The following is a 14,993-nucleotide window of genomic DNA, read 5'->3' as shown; positions in this document are numbered from 1 at the left end:
GAAGTGTCGGATGAGGAGGGCGAAGGCGCTCAAAACAGGAGCGCCTTCGGTTCGGCCTTCATCGTCTGCGCGATCAGTTTCATGTCGATGTCGGTGATGTCGAACAGGCCGAAGCGGAATTTGTAGCCCCATTGCTTCGGGGTTTCGATGAAGGCGAGGCGTTCGATCAGCGGGGCGATGGGCGCCTCGTGCGCGGCGACGTAGGCCACGTCGCGACGCCACGGGACGAAGCCGTTGCCCATGTCGAACTCGTACGGATCGCCAGGCTGGACGATGCCGAGCGACACGAAGCTTTGCAGCTTGTCCGTGCCGCCGAACACCGTGGCCGGCGAATAGTAGGCCACGCGGTCGCCCGCTGCCACGCGCTTGAGCGGCGCGAGCTTGCCGTGGCCCACCTGCATGAACCCGAGCGGCCGGTGGTCCCGGCCGCGCCGGGCATGCTCGGCGCTGGCGACCGCAATCCAGTTGCGTTGTGCCATGGCGTCTCAGGCCGGGGCGTGCAGGCCGACTTCGTTGCCTTCGGTGTCGCGCAGGTGGGCGATGAAGCCCATGCCCGGCGGCAGCGCGGACTTGGGTGCCACGATCTGCCCACCGGCCGCCTCGACGCGCGAGAGCACGGCATCGATGCTGGGCATGCAGTCGAGGTAGACGCGAATGCCGCTGCCGGCTTGTGCGCTGGTGTTGGCGCCGGGCTTCAGCGCGCCGCCGGTGGCGGGGTCGTCGTAGGGAAACACGGCCAGGGGGTTGCCGCCGAAGTCTTCGCGGCGCAGCTTGCGCGCGAGCACGGTTTCGTAGAAGGCTTGGGCGCGGTCCAGGTTGGCGACCGGAATCTCGAACCAGGTGATGGCATGGGTGGTCATGAAGTGCTCTCTTTCGTTCGTTGCGTTGGAAGGAGCCTGGATGGTGCGAGCCGCCTCCTGACAACGTCTTGTCAGTAGCCTGTCATGACGGACGAAAAAAAGCCCGCGATGCTCCGGGAGCATGCGCGGGCTTGGGTCGGCCGGTGCCGATGGATTTACAGCACGTCGCTCGCGAAATCCGCCAGCCGCGAGCGTTCGCCGCGCGCCAGCGTGATGTGCCCGCCGTGCGGCCAGCCCTTGAACTTGTCGACCGCGAAGGTGAGGCCCGACGAGCCTTCGGTGAGGTAAGGCGTGTCGATCTGCGCGAGGTTGCCCATGCAGATGATCTTCGTGCCGGGGCCGGCGCGGGTGATCAGCGTCTTCATCTGCTTGGGTGTGAGGTTTTGCGCCTCGTCGATGATCACGTACTTGTTCAGGAAGGTGCGTCCACGCATGAAGTTCATGCTCTTGACCTTGATGCGGCTGCGGATCAGCTCGTTGGTGGCCGCGCGGCCCCACTCGCCGGCACCGCCGCCGTCGCCTTTGGCCAGGAACTCGAGGTTGTCGTCGAGTGCGCCCATCCAGGGGCCCATCTTTTCTTCCTCGGTGCCGGGCAGGAAGCCGATGTCTTCACCGACGCTCACGGTGGCGCGGGTCATGATGATCTCGGTGTAGCGGCGGTCGTCGAGCACCTGCGTGAGGCCCGAGGCCAGTGCCATCAGGGTCTTGCCGGTGCCGGCGGTGCCGGTCAGCGTGACGAAGTCGATCTCGGGGTCCATCAGCAGGTTCATCGCGAAGTTCTGCTCGCGGTTGCGCGTGTTCACGCCCCACACCGCGTTCTTGCCCGAGCTGTAGTCCTTGAGCGTCTTGAGCACCGCGGTCTTGTCGCGGATTTCGGTGACGCGCGCGTACATGCTCGGCTCGCCCGGCGCCTCGAAGAAGACGAACTGGTTGATGTACAGGTTGGGCACCAGCGGACCGCTGATCCGGTAGAAGGTGTTGCTGCCGCTCTGCCAGCTTTCGACCGTCTTGCTCTGGCGGGTCCAGAAGTCGGGCGGGAGGGCGAGCGAGCCGGCGTAGAGCAGGTCGCCGTCTTCCAGCGTCTTGTCGTTCTGGTAATCGTCGGCGGCCAGGCCCAGGGCGCGCGCCTTGACGCGCATGTTGATGTCCTTGGACACCAGCACCACTTCCTGCTTCGGCTTGCCCGGGCGGTCCTTGGCGTATTCGTCGCGCAGCGCGTGCACCACGCCCAGGATCTGGTTGTCGGCCTTGCCCTGGGGCAGGCTGATCGGCAGCGAGTAGTCGAGCGGGGCGGTCTGGAAGAACAGCCGGCCGCCGGCTTCGCGGTGGCCGGTGGTGTCGAGCTTCAAGCCCTTGTCGATGTCGGCGTCCTGCGCGGCGGCCAGCGCGTCGAGCGTGCGGCTGGTCTGGCGGCCGTTGCGCGCGACTTCGGTCGTGCCCTTCTTGTGGCCGTCAAGCTCTTCCAGCACGATCATCGGAAGGAAGATGTCGTGCTCCTCGAAGCGGAACAAGCACATCGGATCGTGCAGCAGCACGTTCGTGTCGAGCACGAACAGCTTGGCCGGGCCGGTGGATTTGCGCTTGGGGCGCGCCGGGGGCTGGGGCGCTGCGGCGGGCGTGGTGGCTGCGGGGGGCGGCGTGGGCACGCGCGTCTCGACCTGCACCATCGCGGGTTGTTGTGGCTGCTGCGGTGCGCTCACCGGTGCCGACGTGGGTGCCGGGGCGGGCGCAGCCTTGGTTTTCGAGCGGCGTGCCGGGCGCGCGGCCGGCGCATCGCCGCCGCCTTCCGTGCCGAGGTTGTCGAACAGCTCCAGCGGCTGCGGTCCGCTCTTGGCGGGGGCGTCGTCGCGCGAATCGCCGGAACGGCGGGAGTTTCTGTGCGAGGGACGGGCGGGGGCGTCGATGGCGTCCGGCGAGAGCAATGCGGCGCGTTTCGTGGGGGCGGGAGGCAATGGCATGGGTCAGGTCGCTCGCAAGGAAGAAAGAGGAGGGCCGGAAAACGAAAAAGCCGCCTGTAGACCCAGGCGGCTTCGTTCGGAGGATGCGGTCGTGGAGCTCAACGGCATGAGGCCATTATGCACACCGCAAAAGACGCACCAGAGGCTCTTTGCACACTGCGTGGGGCAATTCCCACGACTTGATGCAAAAGCGCACGCCCGGTGCCTTGCGGCGCTGTCAGGCAGCCTTCTTGAGTGCCTTGACGGCCTTGAGGACGTCTTCGACATGGCCTGGAACCTTGAGCCCGCGCCATTCGGCCTTCAGGATGCCGTCGGCGCCGATCAGGAAGGTGCTGCGCTCGATGCCCTTGACCTTCTTGCCGTACATGATCTTGTTCTTGACCACGCCGAACATGTGGCACATTTTTTCTTCGGTGTCGGCAATCAGTTCGAACGGGAGTTCGAGCTTGGCCTTGAATTCGTCGTGCGACTTCATGTTGTCGCGCGACACGCCGAAGACGGTGGCACCGGCTTTTTCGAAGTCTTTGTAGTGGTCGCGGAACTGCATCGCTTCGGTCGTGCAACCCGGAGTGTTATCTTTCGGGTAAAAATACATGACCATGACGTGGCCGAGGTGCGAGGTGTTCGAAACCTTGATGCCGCCCGTGGCGTTGGCGTCGAATTCAGGAATGGGTTTGTTGACAACGATCGCCATGAAACTTGTTTTCTCCGTTAGATTCCGTTCTCCGAGCCCTCTCAGCCCTTTTCAGGCTTGCTCGATGAACGGAGGATTGGTCGTTGCTAACTTTGGGTAGCTGGCCGGTTCGCAACCCGCTATTTTACCTCGAAAACCCCTCTCTCAGTCAGCCGCCGGGCTCTCGACCAGCAAGGCGGCGATCACGTGCCGTCCTTCGCCGGCCAGGATGTTGTAGGTTCGGCAGGCCGCCGGGGTGTCCATGGTCTCCACGCCGGTGCGTTGCGCCATCAGGGGCTGCAGCCATGCGGGCTGGGGAAAACGGATGCGGGTTCCGCTGCCGAAAATGACCAATTCGGCGCCCAAAGAGGCCAATTGCGCGAAATGTTCGGGCCCTAGCTGGTCGAAACGCGTGCAATCCCAGGCAAAGCGTTCGCCGCGCGAACCGACGACCACGCTGCCCTCGATCTTTTCGTTGTTGATCGCGACCCAGCCGGGGCCGTGTGCGGTGAGGGTCTGGGCGTCGGATTTGTCGGGCTGGAGCTTCATCGGGGCACTGGGAACTGTGGTCAAATTATAGGTTTTCCCCAGTGACACGAGGCCCTCAGGGGCCTTTGACCTTCGAGTAAACCCGCCCGGGAGGGCCCCTTTGAAGCAGCTCAAGAAATCGGCCAAGCTGGCCAACGTCCTCTATGACATCCGCGGCCCCATCATGGACGCCGCCAAGCAGATGGAGGAAGAAGGCCAGAAGATCATCAAGCTCAACATCGGCAACCTGGCCGTGTTCGGGTTCGATGCGCCTGAGGAAATCCAGCAGGACATGATCCGCAACCTGCCGACCTCGGCGGGGTACTCGGACAGCAAGGGTGTTTTCGCGGCGCGCAAGGCCGTGATGCACGAAACCCAGAAACAGGGCATCGCGGGCGTCACGCTCGACGACATCTACCTGGGCAACGGCGCCAGCGAGCTGATCGCCATGTCCACCAACGCTTTGCTCAACGACGGCGACGAGCTGCTGCTGCCGGCCCCCGACTACCCGCTGTGGACCGCCTCCACGAGCCTGTCGGGCGGCACGCCGGTGCATTACCTGTGCGACGAGGACAACGGCTGGATGCCGAACCTGGCCGACATCCGCGCCAAGATCACGCCGCGCACCAAGGGCATCGTGGTCATCAACCCGAACAACCCGACCGGCGCGCTCTATTCCGACGAGCTGCTCAAGAGCCTCGTCGAGATCGCCCGCGAGCACGGCCTCGTGATCTTCGCCGACGAGGTCTACGACAAGGTGCTGTACGACGGCGTCAAGCACACGGCCATCGCCAGCCTGTCGACCGACGTGCTCACGCTGACCTTCAATTCGCTCTCCAAGAGCTACCGCTCGTGCGGCTACCGCGCGGGCTGGCTCGTGGTGTCGGGTGACAAGCGCAGCGCACGCGACTACATCGAGGGCCTGAACATGCTCTCGAACATGCGCCTGTGCGCCAACGTGCCGGGCCAGTGGGCCATCCAGACGGCGCTCGGCGGCTACCAGAGCATCAACGACCTCGTGTGCGAGGGCGGGCGCCTGCGCCGCCAGCGCGACCTGGCCTACGAGCTGATCACCGCCATTCCGGGCGTGAGCTGCGTCAAGCCCAGCGCCGCGCTCTACATGTTTCCCAAGCTCGATCCCGAGGTCTATCCGATCGCGGACGACCGCCAGTTCTTCCTCGAGCTGCTGAAGGAAACCCGCGTGATGCTGGTGCAGGGCACCGGCTTCAACTGGGCCACGCCGGATCACTTCCGCATCGTGTTCCTGCCCCACGAAGACGACTTGCGAGAGGCCATCAACCGCATCGCCAAGTTCCTGGAGCAGTACCGGTTGCGTCGCAAGACGGGACCATGAAATCCGCCTGCGTCGCTGCCGCGCTGTTGCTGGGCGCACTGTCTGTCGGCGCGGCCGGGAAGAAAGAGCCGGTCTCGTTTTCGCACAACGACTGGGAGCTGGTCTGCGACAACACGCTGACCTGCCGCGCCGCCGGCTACCAGGCGGACAGCGGGGAACACCAGCAGGTGTCGATGCTGATCACCCGCGTGGCCGGGCCGAACACGGCCCTGGACATCCAGCTGCAGATCGGCGATGACGGCGGTGCCAAGGGGCCGCTGCGCTTCAAGGTCGGCAAGGCCGCCCTGTCCGGCCTCGACGCGGGAACCGCCAGCTTCGACCAGGGCCAGATCCGCGCCGTGCTGCCCGAGCTGCTCAAGAGCGACGACGCCACCGTCACGGCCAACGGCAGCAAGAAGTGGACGCTGTCGCTCGCCGGCCTCAACGCCGTGCTGCTGAAAATGGACGAAACGCAGGGTCGCGTCGGCACCCCGGGTGCGCTGGTGCGCAAGGGCGCCAAGCCCGAATCTTCCGTGCTGCCGCCGGTGCCCATGCCCGTCGTCAACGTGGTCAAGCCGCCCAAGGCAAAGCCCGGCGACGCCGCGCTGCCCGCGCGCATCTTTGCGTCGCTCGACATCGCCGCAGTGAAGGAACAGTGCAACAACAGCACCGACTTCAGCGCCAAATCGCTGGAGGTTTTCCGCTTGAGCAGCAGCAAGGTGCTGCTGTCCATGGGCTGCGGCATGGGCGCGTACAACTATTCGAGCCTGCTCTGGATCGCCAACGACAAGCCGCCCTATGCGCCCGTGTCCCTCGAGGCGAACGGCGACTTTGACGACAAGGACGCCAGCGTCACCTCGGCCATGAAAGGCCGCGGCATCGGCGACTGCTGGTCGAGCGAGACCTGGCACTTCAACGGCACGACCTTCGTGCGCACCAGCGCGACCGGCGACGGCATGTGCCGCGGCTTCGCCGGCGGCGCCTGGAGCCTGCCGCGCTACGTCAGCCGCATCGTGGACGCCGCACCGTCCGCCACCCCATCCAAACCATGAACGCCATGAGCGCGACTCTCCCAATGAAACCCATCCAAGTAGGCTTGCTCGGCGCAGGCACGGTCGGCAGCGGCACCTTCAAGGTGCTCCAGCGCAACCAGGAAGAAATCAAGCGTCGTGCCGGCCGCGGCATCGAGATCACCATGGTGGCCGACCTCGACACCGCCCGCGCCCGCGAAGTGGCCGGCGAAGGCGTGACCGTGGTCGCCGATGCGCGCGAAGTCATCGCCAACCCTGACATCGACATCGTCATCGAGCTGATCGGCGGCTACGGCATCGCCAAGCAGCTGGTGCTCGAAGCCATCGCGGCCGGCAAGCACGTGGTCACGGCCAACAAGGCGCTGCTCGCCGTGCACGGCACCGAGATCTTCGCCGCCGCGCACGCCAAGGGCGTGATGGTGGCCTTCGAAGCCGCGGTGGCCGGCGGCATCCCGATCATCAAGGCGCTGCGCGAAGGCCTCACGGCCAACAGCATCCAGTGGCTGGCCGGCATCATCAACGGCACCACCAACTTCATCCTGTCCGAGATGCGCGACAAGGGCCTGGACTTCGCCACCGTGCTGAAGGAAGCCCAGCGCCTGGGCTACGCCGAAGCCGACCCCACCTTCGACATCGAAGGCGTCGATGCCGCGCACAAGGTCACGCTGATGAGCGCCATCGCCTTCGGCATTCCGGTGCAGTTCGACAAGGCCCACATCGAGGGCATCACCAAGCTCGCTGCACAAGACATCAAGTACGCCGAGCAGCTCGGCTACCGCATCAAGCTGCTGGGCGTGACCAAGCGCACCGCCCAGGGCATCGAGCTGCGCGTGCATCCGTCGCTCGTGCCGTCCAAGCGCCTGCTGGCCAATGTCGAAGGCGCGATGAACGCCGTGGTCGTGCACGGCGACGCCGTGGGCACCACGCTGTACTACGGCAAGGGCGCCGGCAGCGAGCCGACCGCCAGCGCCGTCATTGCCGACCTCGTCGACATCACGCGCCTGCACACCGCCGACGCCGCGCACCGCGTGCCGCACCTGGCCTTCCACCCCGACGCGATGAGCGACCTGAAGGTGCTGCCGATGTCGGAAGTCGTCACCAGCTACTACCTGCGCCTGCGCGTGGCCGACCAGGCCGGCGTGCTTGCCAAGGTGACGGGCCTGCTGGCCACCGCCGGCATCAGCATCGACGCCGTGCTGCAGCGCGAAGCCGACGAAGTAGGCGGCGAAGGCTCGACGCAGACCGACCTCATCATCCTCACGCACGATGCGCGCGAAGGCACCGTCAATGACGTCATGGCCGAACTGCAGGCGCTGCCGACCGTGCTCGAACCCATCGTGCGCATCCGCAAGGAAGAGCTGAAGTGAACTACCTGAGCACCCGCGGCCACGCCGACCGCAAGCGCTTCTGCGAAATCCTCCTCGAAGGCCTCGCGCCCGATGGCGGCCTGTACCTGCCCGAGACGTACCCGCAGGTCGACACCGCCACGCTCGCCAAATGGCGCAAGCTGCCTTACGCCGAGCTGGCCTTCGAAATCCTCTCGCTGTACATCGACGACATTCCTGCGGCCGACCTGAAGGCGATCTGCGCGAAGACCTACACGGCCGAGGTGTTCGGCACCGACGAGATCGTGCCGCTGCGCGAACTCGAAGACGGCGTGTACCTCGAAGCCCTGTCCAACGGCCCCACGCTGGCCTTCAAGGACATGGCGATGCAGCTCTTGGGCAACCTGTTCGAGTACGAACTGGCCCGCCGCGGTGCCGAGCTCAACATCCTGGGCGCCACCAGTGGCGACACCGGCAGCGCGGCCGAGTACGCTATGCGCGGCAAGAAGGGCGTGCGCGTCTTCATGACCTCGCCCGACGGGCGCATGAGCCCGTTCCAGCAGGCGCAGATGTTCAGCCTGCAGGACGCCAACATCCACAACATCGCCATCACCGGCGTGTTCGACGACTGCCAGGACATCGTCAAGGCCGTGTCGAACGACCTGGGCTTCAAGCGCAAGTACCGCATCGGCACGGTCAACTCGATCAACTGGGCGCGCCTGCTGGCGCAGGTCGTCTACTACTTCGCGGGCTACTTCCAGGCCACGGCGAGCAACGACAAGCCCGTGAGCTTCACGGTGCCCTCGGGCAACTTCGGCAACGTCTGCGCGGGCCATGTGGCACGCATGATGGGCCTGCCGATCCAGACGCTGGTGGTCGCCACCAACGAGAACGACGTGCTCGACGAGTTCTTCCGCACCGGCGTGTACCGCGTGCGCGCGGCGGTCGACACGCACGAAACCTCGAGCCCGTCGATGGACATCAGCAAGGCCAGCAACTTCGAGCGCTTCGTGTTCGACCTGGTCGGTCGCGATCCCGCCAAGCTGCGCCAGCTGTTCGTGGACGACCTGGGCCTGCGGGGCAGCTTCGACCTGAGCGCCGACCCGGCGTTCAAGCAGGCTGCCGAGCGCTTTGGCTTTCGCAGCGGCCGCAGCACGCACGCCGACCGGCTCGCGATGATCCGCGACACCGAAAAGCGCTTCGCCACGCTGATCGACCCGCACACCGCCGACGGCCTCAAGGCCGCGCGCGAGCAGCTCACGCCGGGCGTGCCGATGGTGGTGCTCGAGACCGCGCTGCCGATCAAGTTCGCGGCCACGGTGGTCGAGGCATTGGGCGAAGAGCCCGCACGCCCGAAGAAGTTCGAAGGCATCGAAGCCTTGCCCAAGCGCGTGGTCCAGCTGCCGGCCGATGCCGAGGCCGTCAAGGCCTACATCGCCGAGCACTGCGACTGACGCGGACGGCCACGGCATGAAGGTCGTCGGCTTCGCCGGGTATTCCGGCGCAGGCAAGACCACGCTGGTGGAGCGCCTGATCCCCGTGCTCAAGCAGCGCGGCCTGCGCGTGTCGGTGGTCAAGCATGCGCACCACCGCTTCGACATCGACCACGTCGGCAAGGACACCTGGCGCCATCGGCAGGCCGGGGCCTTCGAGGTGGTCGTCGCGTCCGACCAGCGGCTGGCGCTGATGCGCGAGTTCGAGGTGCCGGTCGAGCTCACGGTGCACCAGCTGCTCGCCGAGCTGCATCCGGCGGTCGACTGGGTGCTGGTCGAGGGCTTCCGGCACAGCGACGTGCTCAAGATCGAGGTCTGGCGACCGAGCGGCGACGGCGAGGCGCCGCGCCCCGCGCTGTACATCGACGACCCCTTTGTCACCGCCATCGCCACCGATGCGCCGGCCGGCCTGCCCGAAGCCACGGCGCGCCCGGTGCTCGACCTCAACGACGCCGAGGCCATTGCCACGTGGTTGATCGACAGCGGCGAGCGCTTCGACTACAACCCCGGACACCATGGCTGATTCCTCTCCCGTTCCCTTCGCCGCCTCGTCCTCGCGCCCGCCGTTGATGCCGCTCGATGAAGCGATCGCGGTGCTGCTCGCCAAGGCCCGGCCGCTGCTGCCGGCCGAAAGCGTCGGCACCTTCGACGCCGACGGACGCGTGCTGGCGCAGGACCTCGTCTCGGGCCTCACCGTGCCGCCGCGCGACAACAGCGCGATGGACGGCTACGCCGTGCGCGCGGCCGATTGCGCCACGCCCGGCACCGAGCTGGCCGTGACGCAGCGCATTCCCGCCGGCACCGTCGGCACGCCGCTCGCGGCCGGCACGGCGGCGCGCATCTTCACGGGGGCGCAGATTCCCGAAGGCGCCGACGCGGTCGTCATGCAGGAAGACACGGCCGCCACGCCCCAAGAGGGCGGCCTGGGCTCGGTGCGCATCGCCATCGTGCCCGTGGCCGGCCAGTGGGTGCGCCGCGCGGGCGAAGACGTGGCCTCGGGCGACGTGGTGCTTCAGCGCGGTGAACGCCTCACGCCCGCCGCGCTCGGCCTGGCCGCCAGCGTCGGCTTCGACAAGTTGCAGGTCGCGCGCAAGCCGCGCGTGGCCATGCTCTCGACCGGCGACGAACTGGTGATGCCCGGCGAGGTCGCGCCCGACGCGATGAAGCCCGGCGCGATCTACAACTCGAACCGCTTCTTCATGCGGGCGCTGTTGCACCGCCTGGGCTGCGAGGTGAACGATCTGGGCATCGTGCCTGACAACCGCGAAGCCACCATCGCCGCGCTGCGCGAGGCGGCCGAGGCGAACGACCTGATCATCACCACCGGCGGGGTCTCGGTCGGCGAAGAAGACCACATCCGCGCCGCGCTGCAGTCGCTGGGCGAGCTGCAGCTGTGGTCGCTGTCGATGAAGCCCGGCAAGCCCTTCGCCTACGGCTCCATCGCGCGCAGCAACGGGCAGGGCGCCTGCCACGTCACGGGGCTGCCCGGCAACCCGGTGTCGAGCTTCCTGACCTTCCTGATGCTGGTGCGGCCCTTCCTGCTCGCGCTGCAGGGGGCCACGCGCGTGGCGCCCGCGGCCGTGCCGCTGCGCGCCGATTTCGACTGGCCGCGCGCCGACAAGCGCCGCGAGTTCCTGCGCGTGCGGCGCAACGCGGCGGGCGGGCTCGACCTGTTCGCCAACCAGAGTTCGGGCGTACTCACCTCGATGGTCTGGGGCGACGGCCTGGTCGACAACCCGGCGGCTCGGACGATCCAGTCCGGCGACACCGTGAACTTCATTCCCCTCGCATCGCTGCTCGGCTGAACCACCCCATGAAGGTCCGCATCCGTTATTTCGCTTCCGTGCGCGAGGCGCTGTCCAGCAGCGGTGAAACCGTCGACACGGCCGCGGGTACGCTGGCCGCCCTGCGCGATGAGCTCATCGCCCGCGGCGGCGCCTACGCCATCGCGCTCGCACGCGGCAAGGCCGTGCGCATGGCGCTCGACCAGGCCATGAGCGACGAAGCCGCCGCGCTGAACGACGACTGCGAAGTCGCGTTCTTCCCGCCCGTCACGGGCGGCTGAGCCGCGCGTCCAGCGCCACGAGGCGCTCGCGCAGGCCATCCGACGCGCGCGTCATCGGCGAGCGCAACTCGTCACGCAATTCGCCCGCATGCGCCAGCAGCGCCTTCAGCGGGCCCGGGTTGGGTTCGGCAAACAGCATTTCCAGCAGAGGCTGCAGCGGCTGCCATTCGGCGCGCGCCTCGGCCAGCCGGTTCTCGGCCAGCAGGCGCACCAGCCGCACAAGGCGCTTCGTCTGCACATGGCCGCTGGCCGCGATGGCGCCCACGCCGCCTTCGGCCATGGTGGCGAAGATCTGGTGGTCTTCGCCCGTGAGCACCTGCAGACGGCCGTCGGCGATCACCGCGCGCGTCTTGGCCATGTCGCCGCCGCAGTCCTTGATGCCGCGGATGCGCGGGTGCTCGGCCAGCGCCAGCATCGTCTCGCGCGAGATGGTCACGCCGGTGCGGTAGGGAATGTCGTAGACCAGCACGGGCACCGTGCTGGCATCGGCGATGGCGTGGAACCACTCGAGCACGCCGGCCTGCGACGGGCGGATGTAGTGCGGCGCGACCACCAGCAGGCCCGCCAGCGGGCGTTCCGAGAGCTTGCGCACCCAGGCTGTGGCCTTGCCCAGGTGGTAGCCCGACACGCCCATCACGACCGGCAGGCCGCCAGCGGCCGTCAGCACGGTGTCAAGCACGGCGAGCTGTTCGGCCTCGTCGAGCGCGGCGGCCTCGCCGGTCGAGCCGCAGGGCACGAAGCCGGTCACGCCGTCGTCGGCGAGCCGCCGGACAAGCGCCGCCAGGGCGGTGTGGTCGACCGCGCCGTCGCGGAACGGGGTGACGAGAGCGACCCACAGGCCCGAGAAATCGGGGGTGTCGGCGGTTGGTTGTTGTTGTGGCACGCAGGCTTCCTTTCAGGAATCGACCGATGGAAAGAACCACCGTCCGATGCGCGCGCAACCCGAGAGGGGCCAAAGCCTTGGCAGGTTCCGTCGCTCATCCGACGACGGAACCTCGGCTCCGGTCAGACGAGCTTTGGTTTTTTGGCTTTGTTGCCCTGGCGCGCGCAACGGCTCTCAGGCTGCGACAGCAGCGGGGAGAACGTGGCGAGACAAGGCATTGCCGCAGTCTAGCGCGATGCCACAATTCGGACATGAGCGTTGCACGTGTTTCGATCCAGACGGCCGATTTCGATCTCGCGACCGAGGTCGCCGCGTTGCGCGCGGGCGACAAACGCGTGGGCGCCGTCTGCAGTTTCGTGGGCACCGTGCGCGACCGCAACGACGGCAGCACCATCGCCTCGATGGAGCTGGAGCACTACCCCGGCATGACCGAGAAGGCCATCGAGGCCATGATCGACGAGGCCCACAAACGCTTCGACATCCTCGGCGCGCGCGTGATCCACCGCGTGGGGCTGCTGCAGCCGCTGGACCAGATCATGATGGTGGCGGTGGTGTCCGCCCACCGCGGCCAGAGCTTCCAGGCCTGCGAGTTCCTGATGGACTACCTGAAGACGCAGGCGCCGTTCTGGAAGAAGGAGCAGACGCCCGAGGGCGCGCGCTGGGTCGATGCCCGCGTGACCGACGACGAGGCGCTGGCGCGCTGGGGCATCGCCGCCTCGAACAGCGCCACCTGAGCGGCGCGTTCGAGACTTACGGCGCGATCAGCGCCGAGGTTGCCAGTGCCTTGGCTTCCGCACCGCAATCCTGAGCGGGCACGGCACCCGCCGCGCGTGCCTTCGCAATCTCCGAGCGGGCGCCCGCCATCTGCGCCTGGAACACCGGGTTCGTGTGCAGCCTGGCCACCGTCGCCGCGCCGACAAGCCGGCCGTTCTCGATGTCGCTCTGCCAGTGCACGCCGCAGATCGCACGGCTCTGCGAGAAGGCCCGGCCGCGCTGCAGCAGCGCGTCGGCGCGCTCGGGCGCGAGTTCCGTCAGCACCAGCGCCCAGGCCCAGCCCACAGCCGAGTGGCCGGAAGGGTAGGAGCCGTCCTTGGCCAGCGAGGCTTCTTCGGCGGGCGTGCAGCTGCCGGTCTTGAAGGCCACGAAGGGGCGCGTGCGGTTATAGGTGTTCTTGGCCTTGTAGGTGGCCGTGCCGGCGTCGGCCAGCGTGCGGCGCAGCAGCATGTTCAGGTTCGGCGTGGCCTGCTCGGAGATGGGCATGCCCAGCGCGCACGAGAACACCTCGGCGGCCTTCGGAAACTTGAGGTTGGCGTCCTGCACCGCCAGTGCGCCGCGCGGCGTGCCCTGCAGGGCCGTGAGCGCGCGGAAGGTGGCGCCGTCGGCCGCCAGCGCGGCCGAGCCCTCGGCCGGGGGCGCCGGCAGCAGGGCGAGGCTGTCGGGCAGCTCGGCGGCGGGCAGGTAGCCCTTGAGGTAGCCCGAGCCGGGGCGCAATTCGCCGACTTCGGCGGGGGAGATCGGTGCGGTGCTGCCGCAGGCGCCGAGCAGCAGCGCGGCCGCCAGCGAGGCGGCGAGGGTCGTGAATCGCATGAGGGATGTGTCTCCGGCTTTGTTGTTGGAAGGCGAGGGCCCATCGTAGAGGGGCCTCGCCGGGCCGGAAGATCACCCAGGTGACGGCCGTCTCAGGCCGTACCCGGTCGCGCAGCTCAGGGCTTGAAGCCGCTCGCCTGGATGATCTTTTCCCAGGTCTGCGTGTAGGTGCGCACGCGGCCCGCGAACTGGCCCTGGGGCTCGTAGCCGACCGTCAGGCCCATGGTGGTGAGCTTCTGCTTCACGTCGGGCATGGCCAGCACCTTCTGCAGCGCGTCGCCGTACTTGTCGATGACGGCCTGCGGCGTGCCCACGGGCGCGAAGATGCCGTAGTAGGGCAGGTCTTCCAGGTTCGCAAAGCCCAGCTCGGTGAAGGTCGGCACGTTCGGCAGCAGTGCCTGGCGCTTGGCGCCGATGGAGGCCACGATGCGCACCTTGCCCGCGCGGTGGTTCTCGATGAAGTCGGGCACCGAGGCGATGCCCGCCGTGATCTGGTTGCCCAGCATGTCGGCCGTCATGGGTGCGCTGCCGCGGTAGGGCGCGGGCTGCACGTCGATCTTGTACTTGTCCGAGATCATCTTCACGAGGAACTCGGGGATCGACGCCGGTGCCGGCACGCCGATGGTTTCCTTGCCGCCCTTTTGCGTGCGGATCCACTTCACGTACTCGTCGATGCTCTTGGCCGGCGTGCCGCCCGACACCGCCAGCACGTTGGCGAAGGTGGCAAAGCCGGCCACGGGCACGAAGTCGGTTGCGGGGTTGAAGCCCGGGTTCTTCACCACCTGCGGCAGGATCGAGATGGAGTGGTCATGCGACAGGAACAGCGTGTGGCCGTCGGCCGGCGCGGCCTTCAGCGCCTGCGCCGCGATCTGGCCGCCCGCGCCTGCGCGGTTCTCGACCACCACGGGCACGCCCAGCACGTCCTTGAGCTTTTCGCCGAGGGTGCGCGCAATGGCGTCGGTGCCCGCGCCGGCGGGAAAGCCCACCAAGAGGCGCACCGGCGTGCCGCTCTGGGCCTGTGCCAGGCCGGCCATGCCCAGGGCCGCTGCCAAGAGACCCACGCTGAACGCGCGGCGCATCGGTTGGACGCGCTGCATTGAAAAAACCATGATCGACTCCATTCGAAGAAAGAAAGAGAGAAATGCCTACGGCGGGAAGGTGCGGGGCCCGGTGCAATACCCGTGCCCAGGGTGCAAATCCGATTCGCAACCTTGAATCGTGCCCGAACAGCCCTATTTTGGATGCAGGAATACCACC

The 14,993-nt window shown here is 67.4% G+C and carries 16 protein-coding genes; 8 read left to right on the top strand and 8 right to left on the bottom strand.

All coding sequences use genetic code 11. From position 1 onward, the window contains the following. Positions 1 to 29: 29 nt before the first annotated feature. The 5 genes from AC07Q9_RS00600 to AC07Q9_RS00580 form a co-directional block, all read right to left on the bottom strand. Positions 30 to 479 (bottom strand): EVE domain-containing protein, encoded by a 450-nt coding sequence (locus AC07Q9_RS00600; RefSeq protein WP_099796226.1) that lies wholly within the window; start codon positions 477 to 479, stop codon positions 30 to 32. 6 nt (positions 480 to 485) lie between these two features. After that, complete coding sequence (locus AC07Q9_RS00595; RefSeq protein WP_062473002.1) at positions 486 to 860, bottom strand: VOC family protein; 375 nt, start codon at positions 858 to 860, stop codon at positions 486 to 488. A gap of 155 nt (positions 861 to 1,015) precedes the next feature. After that, positions 1,016 to 2,818, bottom strand: coding sequence for a PhoH family protein (locus tag AC07Q9_RS00590; protein WP_495306886.1), 1,803 nt, complete (start codon positions 2,816 to 2,818; stop codon positions 1,016 to 1,018). A 217-nt stretch (positions 2,819 to 3,035) separates the two neighbouring features. Then, entirely contained in the window at positions 3,036 to 3,512 is a 477-nt protein-coding gene (locus AC07Q9_RS00585; RefSeq protein ID WP_062472998.1) for a peroxiredoxin, read from the bottom strand. A 144-nt stretch (positions 3,513 to 3,656) separates the two neighbouring features. After that, positions 3,657 to 4,040, bottom strand: a complete 384-nt coding sequence (locus AC07Q9_RS00580) for an Mth938-like domain-containing protein (protein ID WP_099796229.1) — start codon at positions 4,038 to 4,040, stop codon at positions 3,657 to 3,659. A 100-nt stretch (positions 4,041 to 4,140) separates the two neighbouring features. Here AC07Q9_RS00580 and AC07Q9_RS00575 point away from each other — a divergent pair, with 100 nt between their 5' ends. The 7 genes from AC07Q9_RS00575 to AC07Q9_RS00545 are packed head-to-tail and all read left to right on the top strand — an operon-like array spanning position 4,141 to position 11,266. After that, positions 4,141 to 5,373 (top strand): pyridoxal phosphate-dependent aminotransferase, encoded by a 1,233-nt coding sequence (locus AC07Q9_RS00575; protein ID WP_095950778.1) that lies wholly within the window; start codon positions 4,141 to 4,143, stop codon positions 5,371 to 5,373. Further along, positions 5,370 to 6,404, top strand: a complete 1,035-nt coding sequence (locus tag AC07Q9_RS00570) for a DUF1176 domain-containing protein (RefSeq protein ID WP_495306885.1) — start codon at positions 5,370 to 5,372, stop codon at positions 6,402 to 6,404. Before AC07Q9_RS00575 ends, AC07Q9_RS00570 begins: the two co-directional genes overlap by 4 nt. Positions 6,405 to 6,427: 23 nt before the next feature. Next, positions 6,428 to 7,750, top strand: a complete 1,323-nt coding sequence (locus tag AC07Q9_RS00565) for a homoserine dehydrogenase (RefSeq protein WP_495306884.1) — start codon at positions 6,428 to 6,430, stop codon at positions 7,748 to 7,750. Beyond that, complete coding sequence (gene thrC / locus AC07Q9_RS00560; RefSeq protein ID WP_495306883.1) at positions 7,747 to 9,162, top strand: threonine synthase; 1,416 nt, start codon at positions 7,747 to 7,749, stop codon at positions 9,160 to 9,162. Before AC07Q9_RS00565 ends, thrC begins: the two co-directional genes overlap by 4 nt. A gap of 16 nt (positions 9,163 to 9,178) precedes the next feature. Further along, complete coding sequence (gene mobB, locus AC07Q9_RS00555; protein WP_495306882.1) at positions 9,179 to 9,724, top strand: molybdopterin-guanine dinucleotide biosynthesis protein B; 546 nt, start codon at positions 9,179 to 9,181, stop codon at positions 9,722 to 9,724. Continuing rightward, positions 9,717 to 11,006, top strand: coding sequence for a molybdopterin molybdotransferase MoeA (locus AC07Q9_RS00550; protein WP_495306881.1), 1,290 nt, complete (start codon positions 9,717 to 9,719; stop codon positions 11,004 to 11,006). The genes mobB and AC07Q9_RS00550 overlap by 8 nt, the downstream gene beginning before the upstream one ends. An 8-nt stretch (positions 11,007 to 11,014) precedes the next feature. Then, positions 11,015 to 11,266: a MoaD/ThiS family protein gene (locus AC07Q9_RS00545; protein WP_062472983.1), complete on the top strand. Its 252-nt coding sequence runs from the start codon at positions 11,015 to 11,017 to the stop codon at positions 11,264 to 11,266. Here AC07Q9_RS00545 and dapA read toward each other — a convergent pair. After that, on the bottom strand, positions 11,253 to 12,149 hold the full coding sequence (gene dapA, locus AC07Q9_RS00540; protein ID WP_495306880.1) for a 4-hydroxy-tetrahydrodipicolinate synthase: 897 nt from the start codon (positions 12,147 to 12,149) through the stop codon (positions 11,253 to 11,255). The genes AC07Q9_RS00545 and dapA overlap by 14 nt on opposite strands. A gap of 251 nt (positions 12,150 to 12,400) precedes the next feature. On the opposite strand from dapA, the gene AC07Q9_RS00535 reads away from it, so the two are divergent. Next, positions 12,401 to 12,883: a molybdenum cofactor biosynthesis protein MoaE gene (locus AC07Q9_RS00535; RefSeq protein ID WP_139706126.1), complete on the top strand. Its 483-nt coding sequence runs from the start codon at positions 12,401 to 12,403 to the stop codon at positions 12,881 to 12,883. 16 nt (positions 12,884 to 12,899) lie between these two features. On the opposite strand, the gene AC07Q9_RS00530 is transcribed toward AC07Q9_RS00535, so the two are convergent. Together AC07Q9_RS00530 and AC07Q9_RS00525 are read right to left on the bottom strand one after the other, a co-directional pair. After that, the gene (locus AC07Q9_RS00530; protein WP_489057405.1) at positions 12,900 to 13,736 is read right to left on the bottom strand and encodes an acid phosphatase; all 837 of its coding nucleotides are present in this window, start codon (positions 13,734 to 13,736) and stop codon (positions 12,900 to 12,902) included. 116 nt (positions 13,737 to 13,852) lie between these two features. Next, positions 13,853 to 14,845, bottom strand: coding sequence for a Bug family tripartite tricarboxylate transporter substrate binding protein (locus tag AC07Q9_RS00525; RefSeq protein WP_495306879.1), 993 nt, complete (start codon positions 14,843 to 14,845; stop codon positions 13,853 to 13,855). Positions 14,846 to 14,993 lie beyond the last annotated feature (148 nt).

The organism is Variovorax sp. GW821-FHT09A10 (genome assembly GCF_059418385.1).
This window is presented reverse-complemented; position numbering and strand designations above follow the sequence as displayed.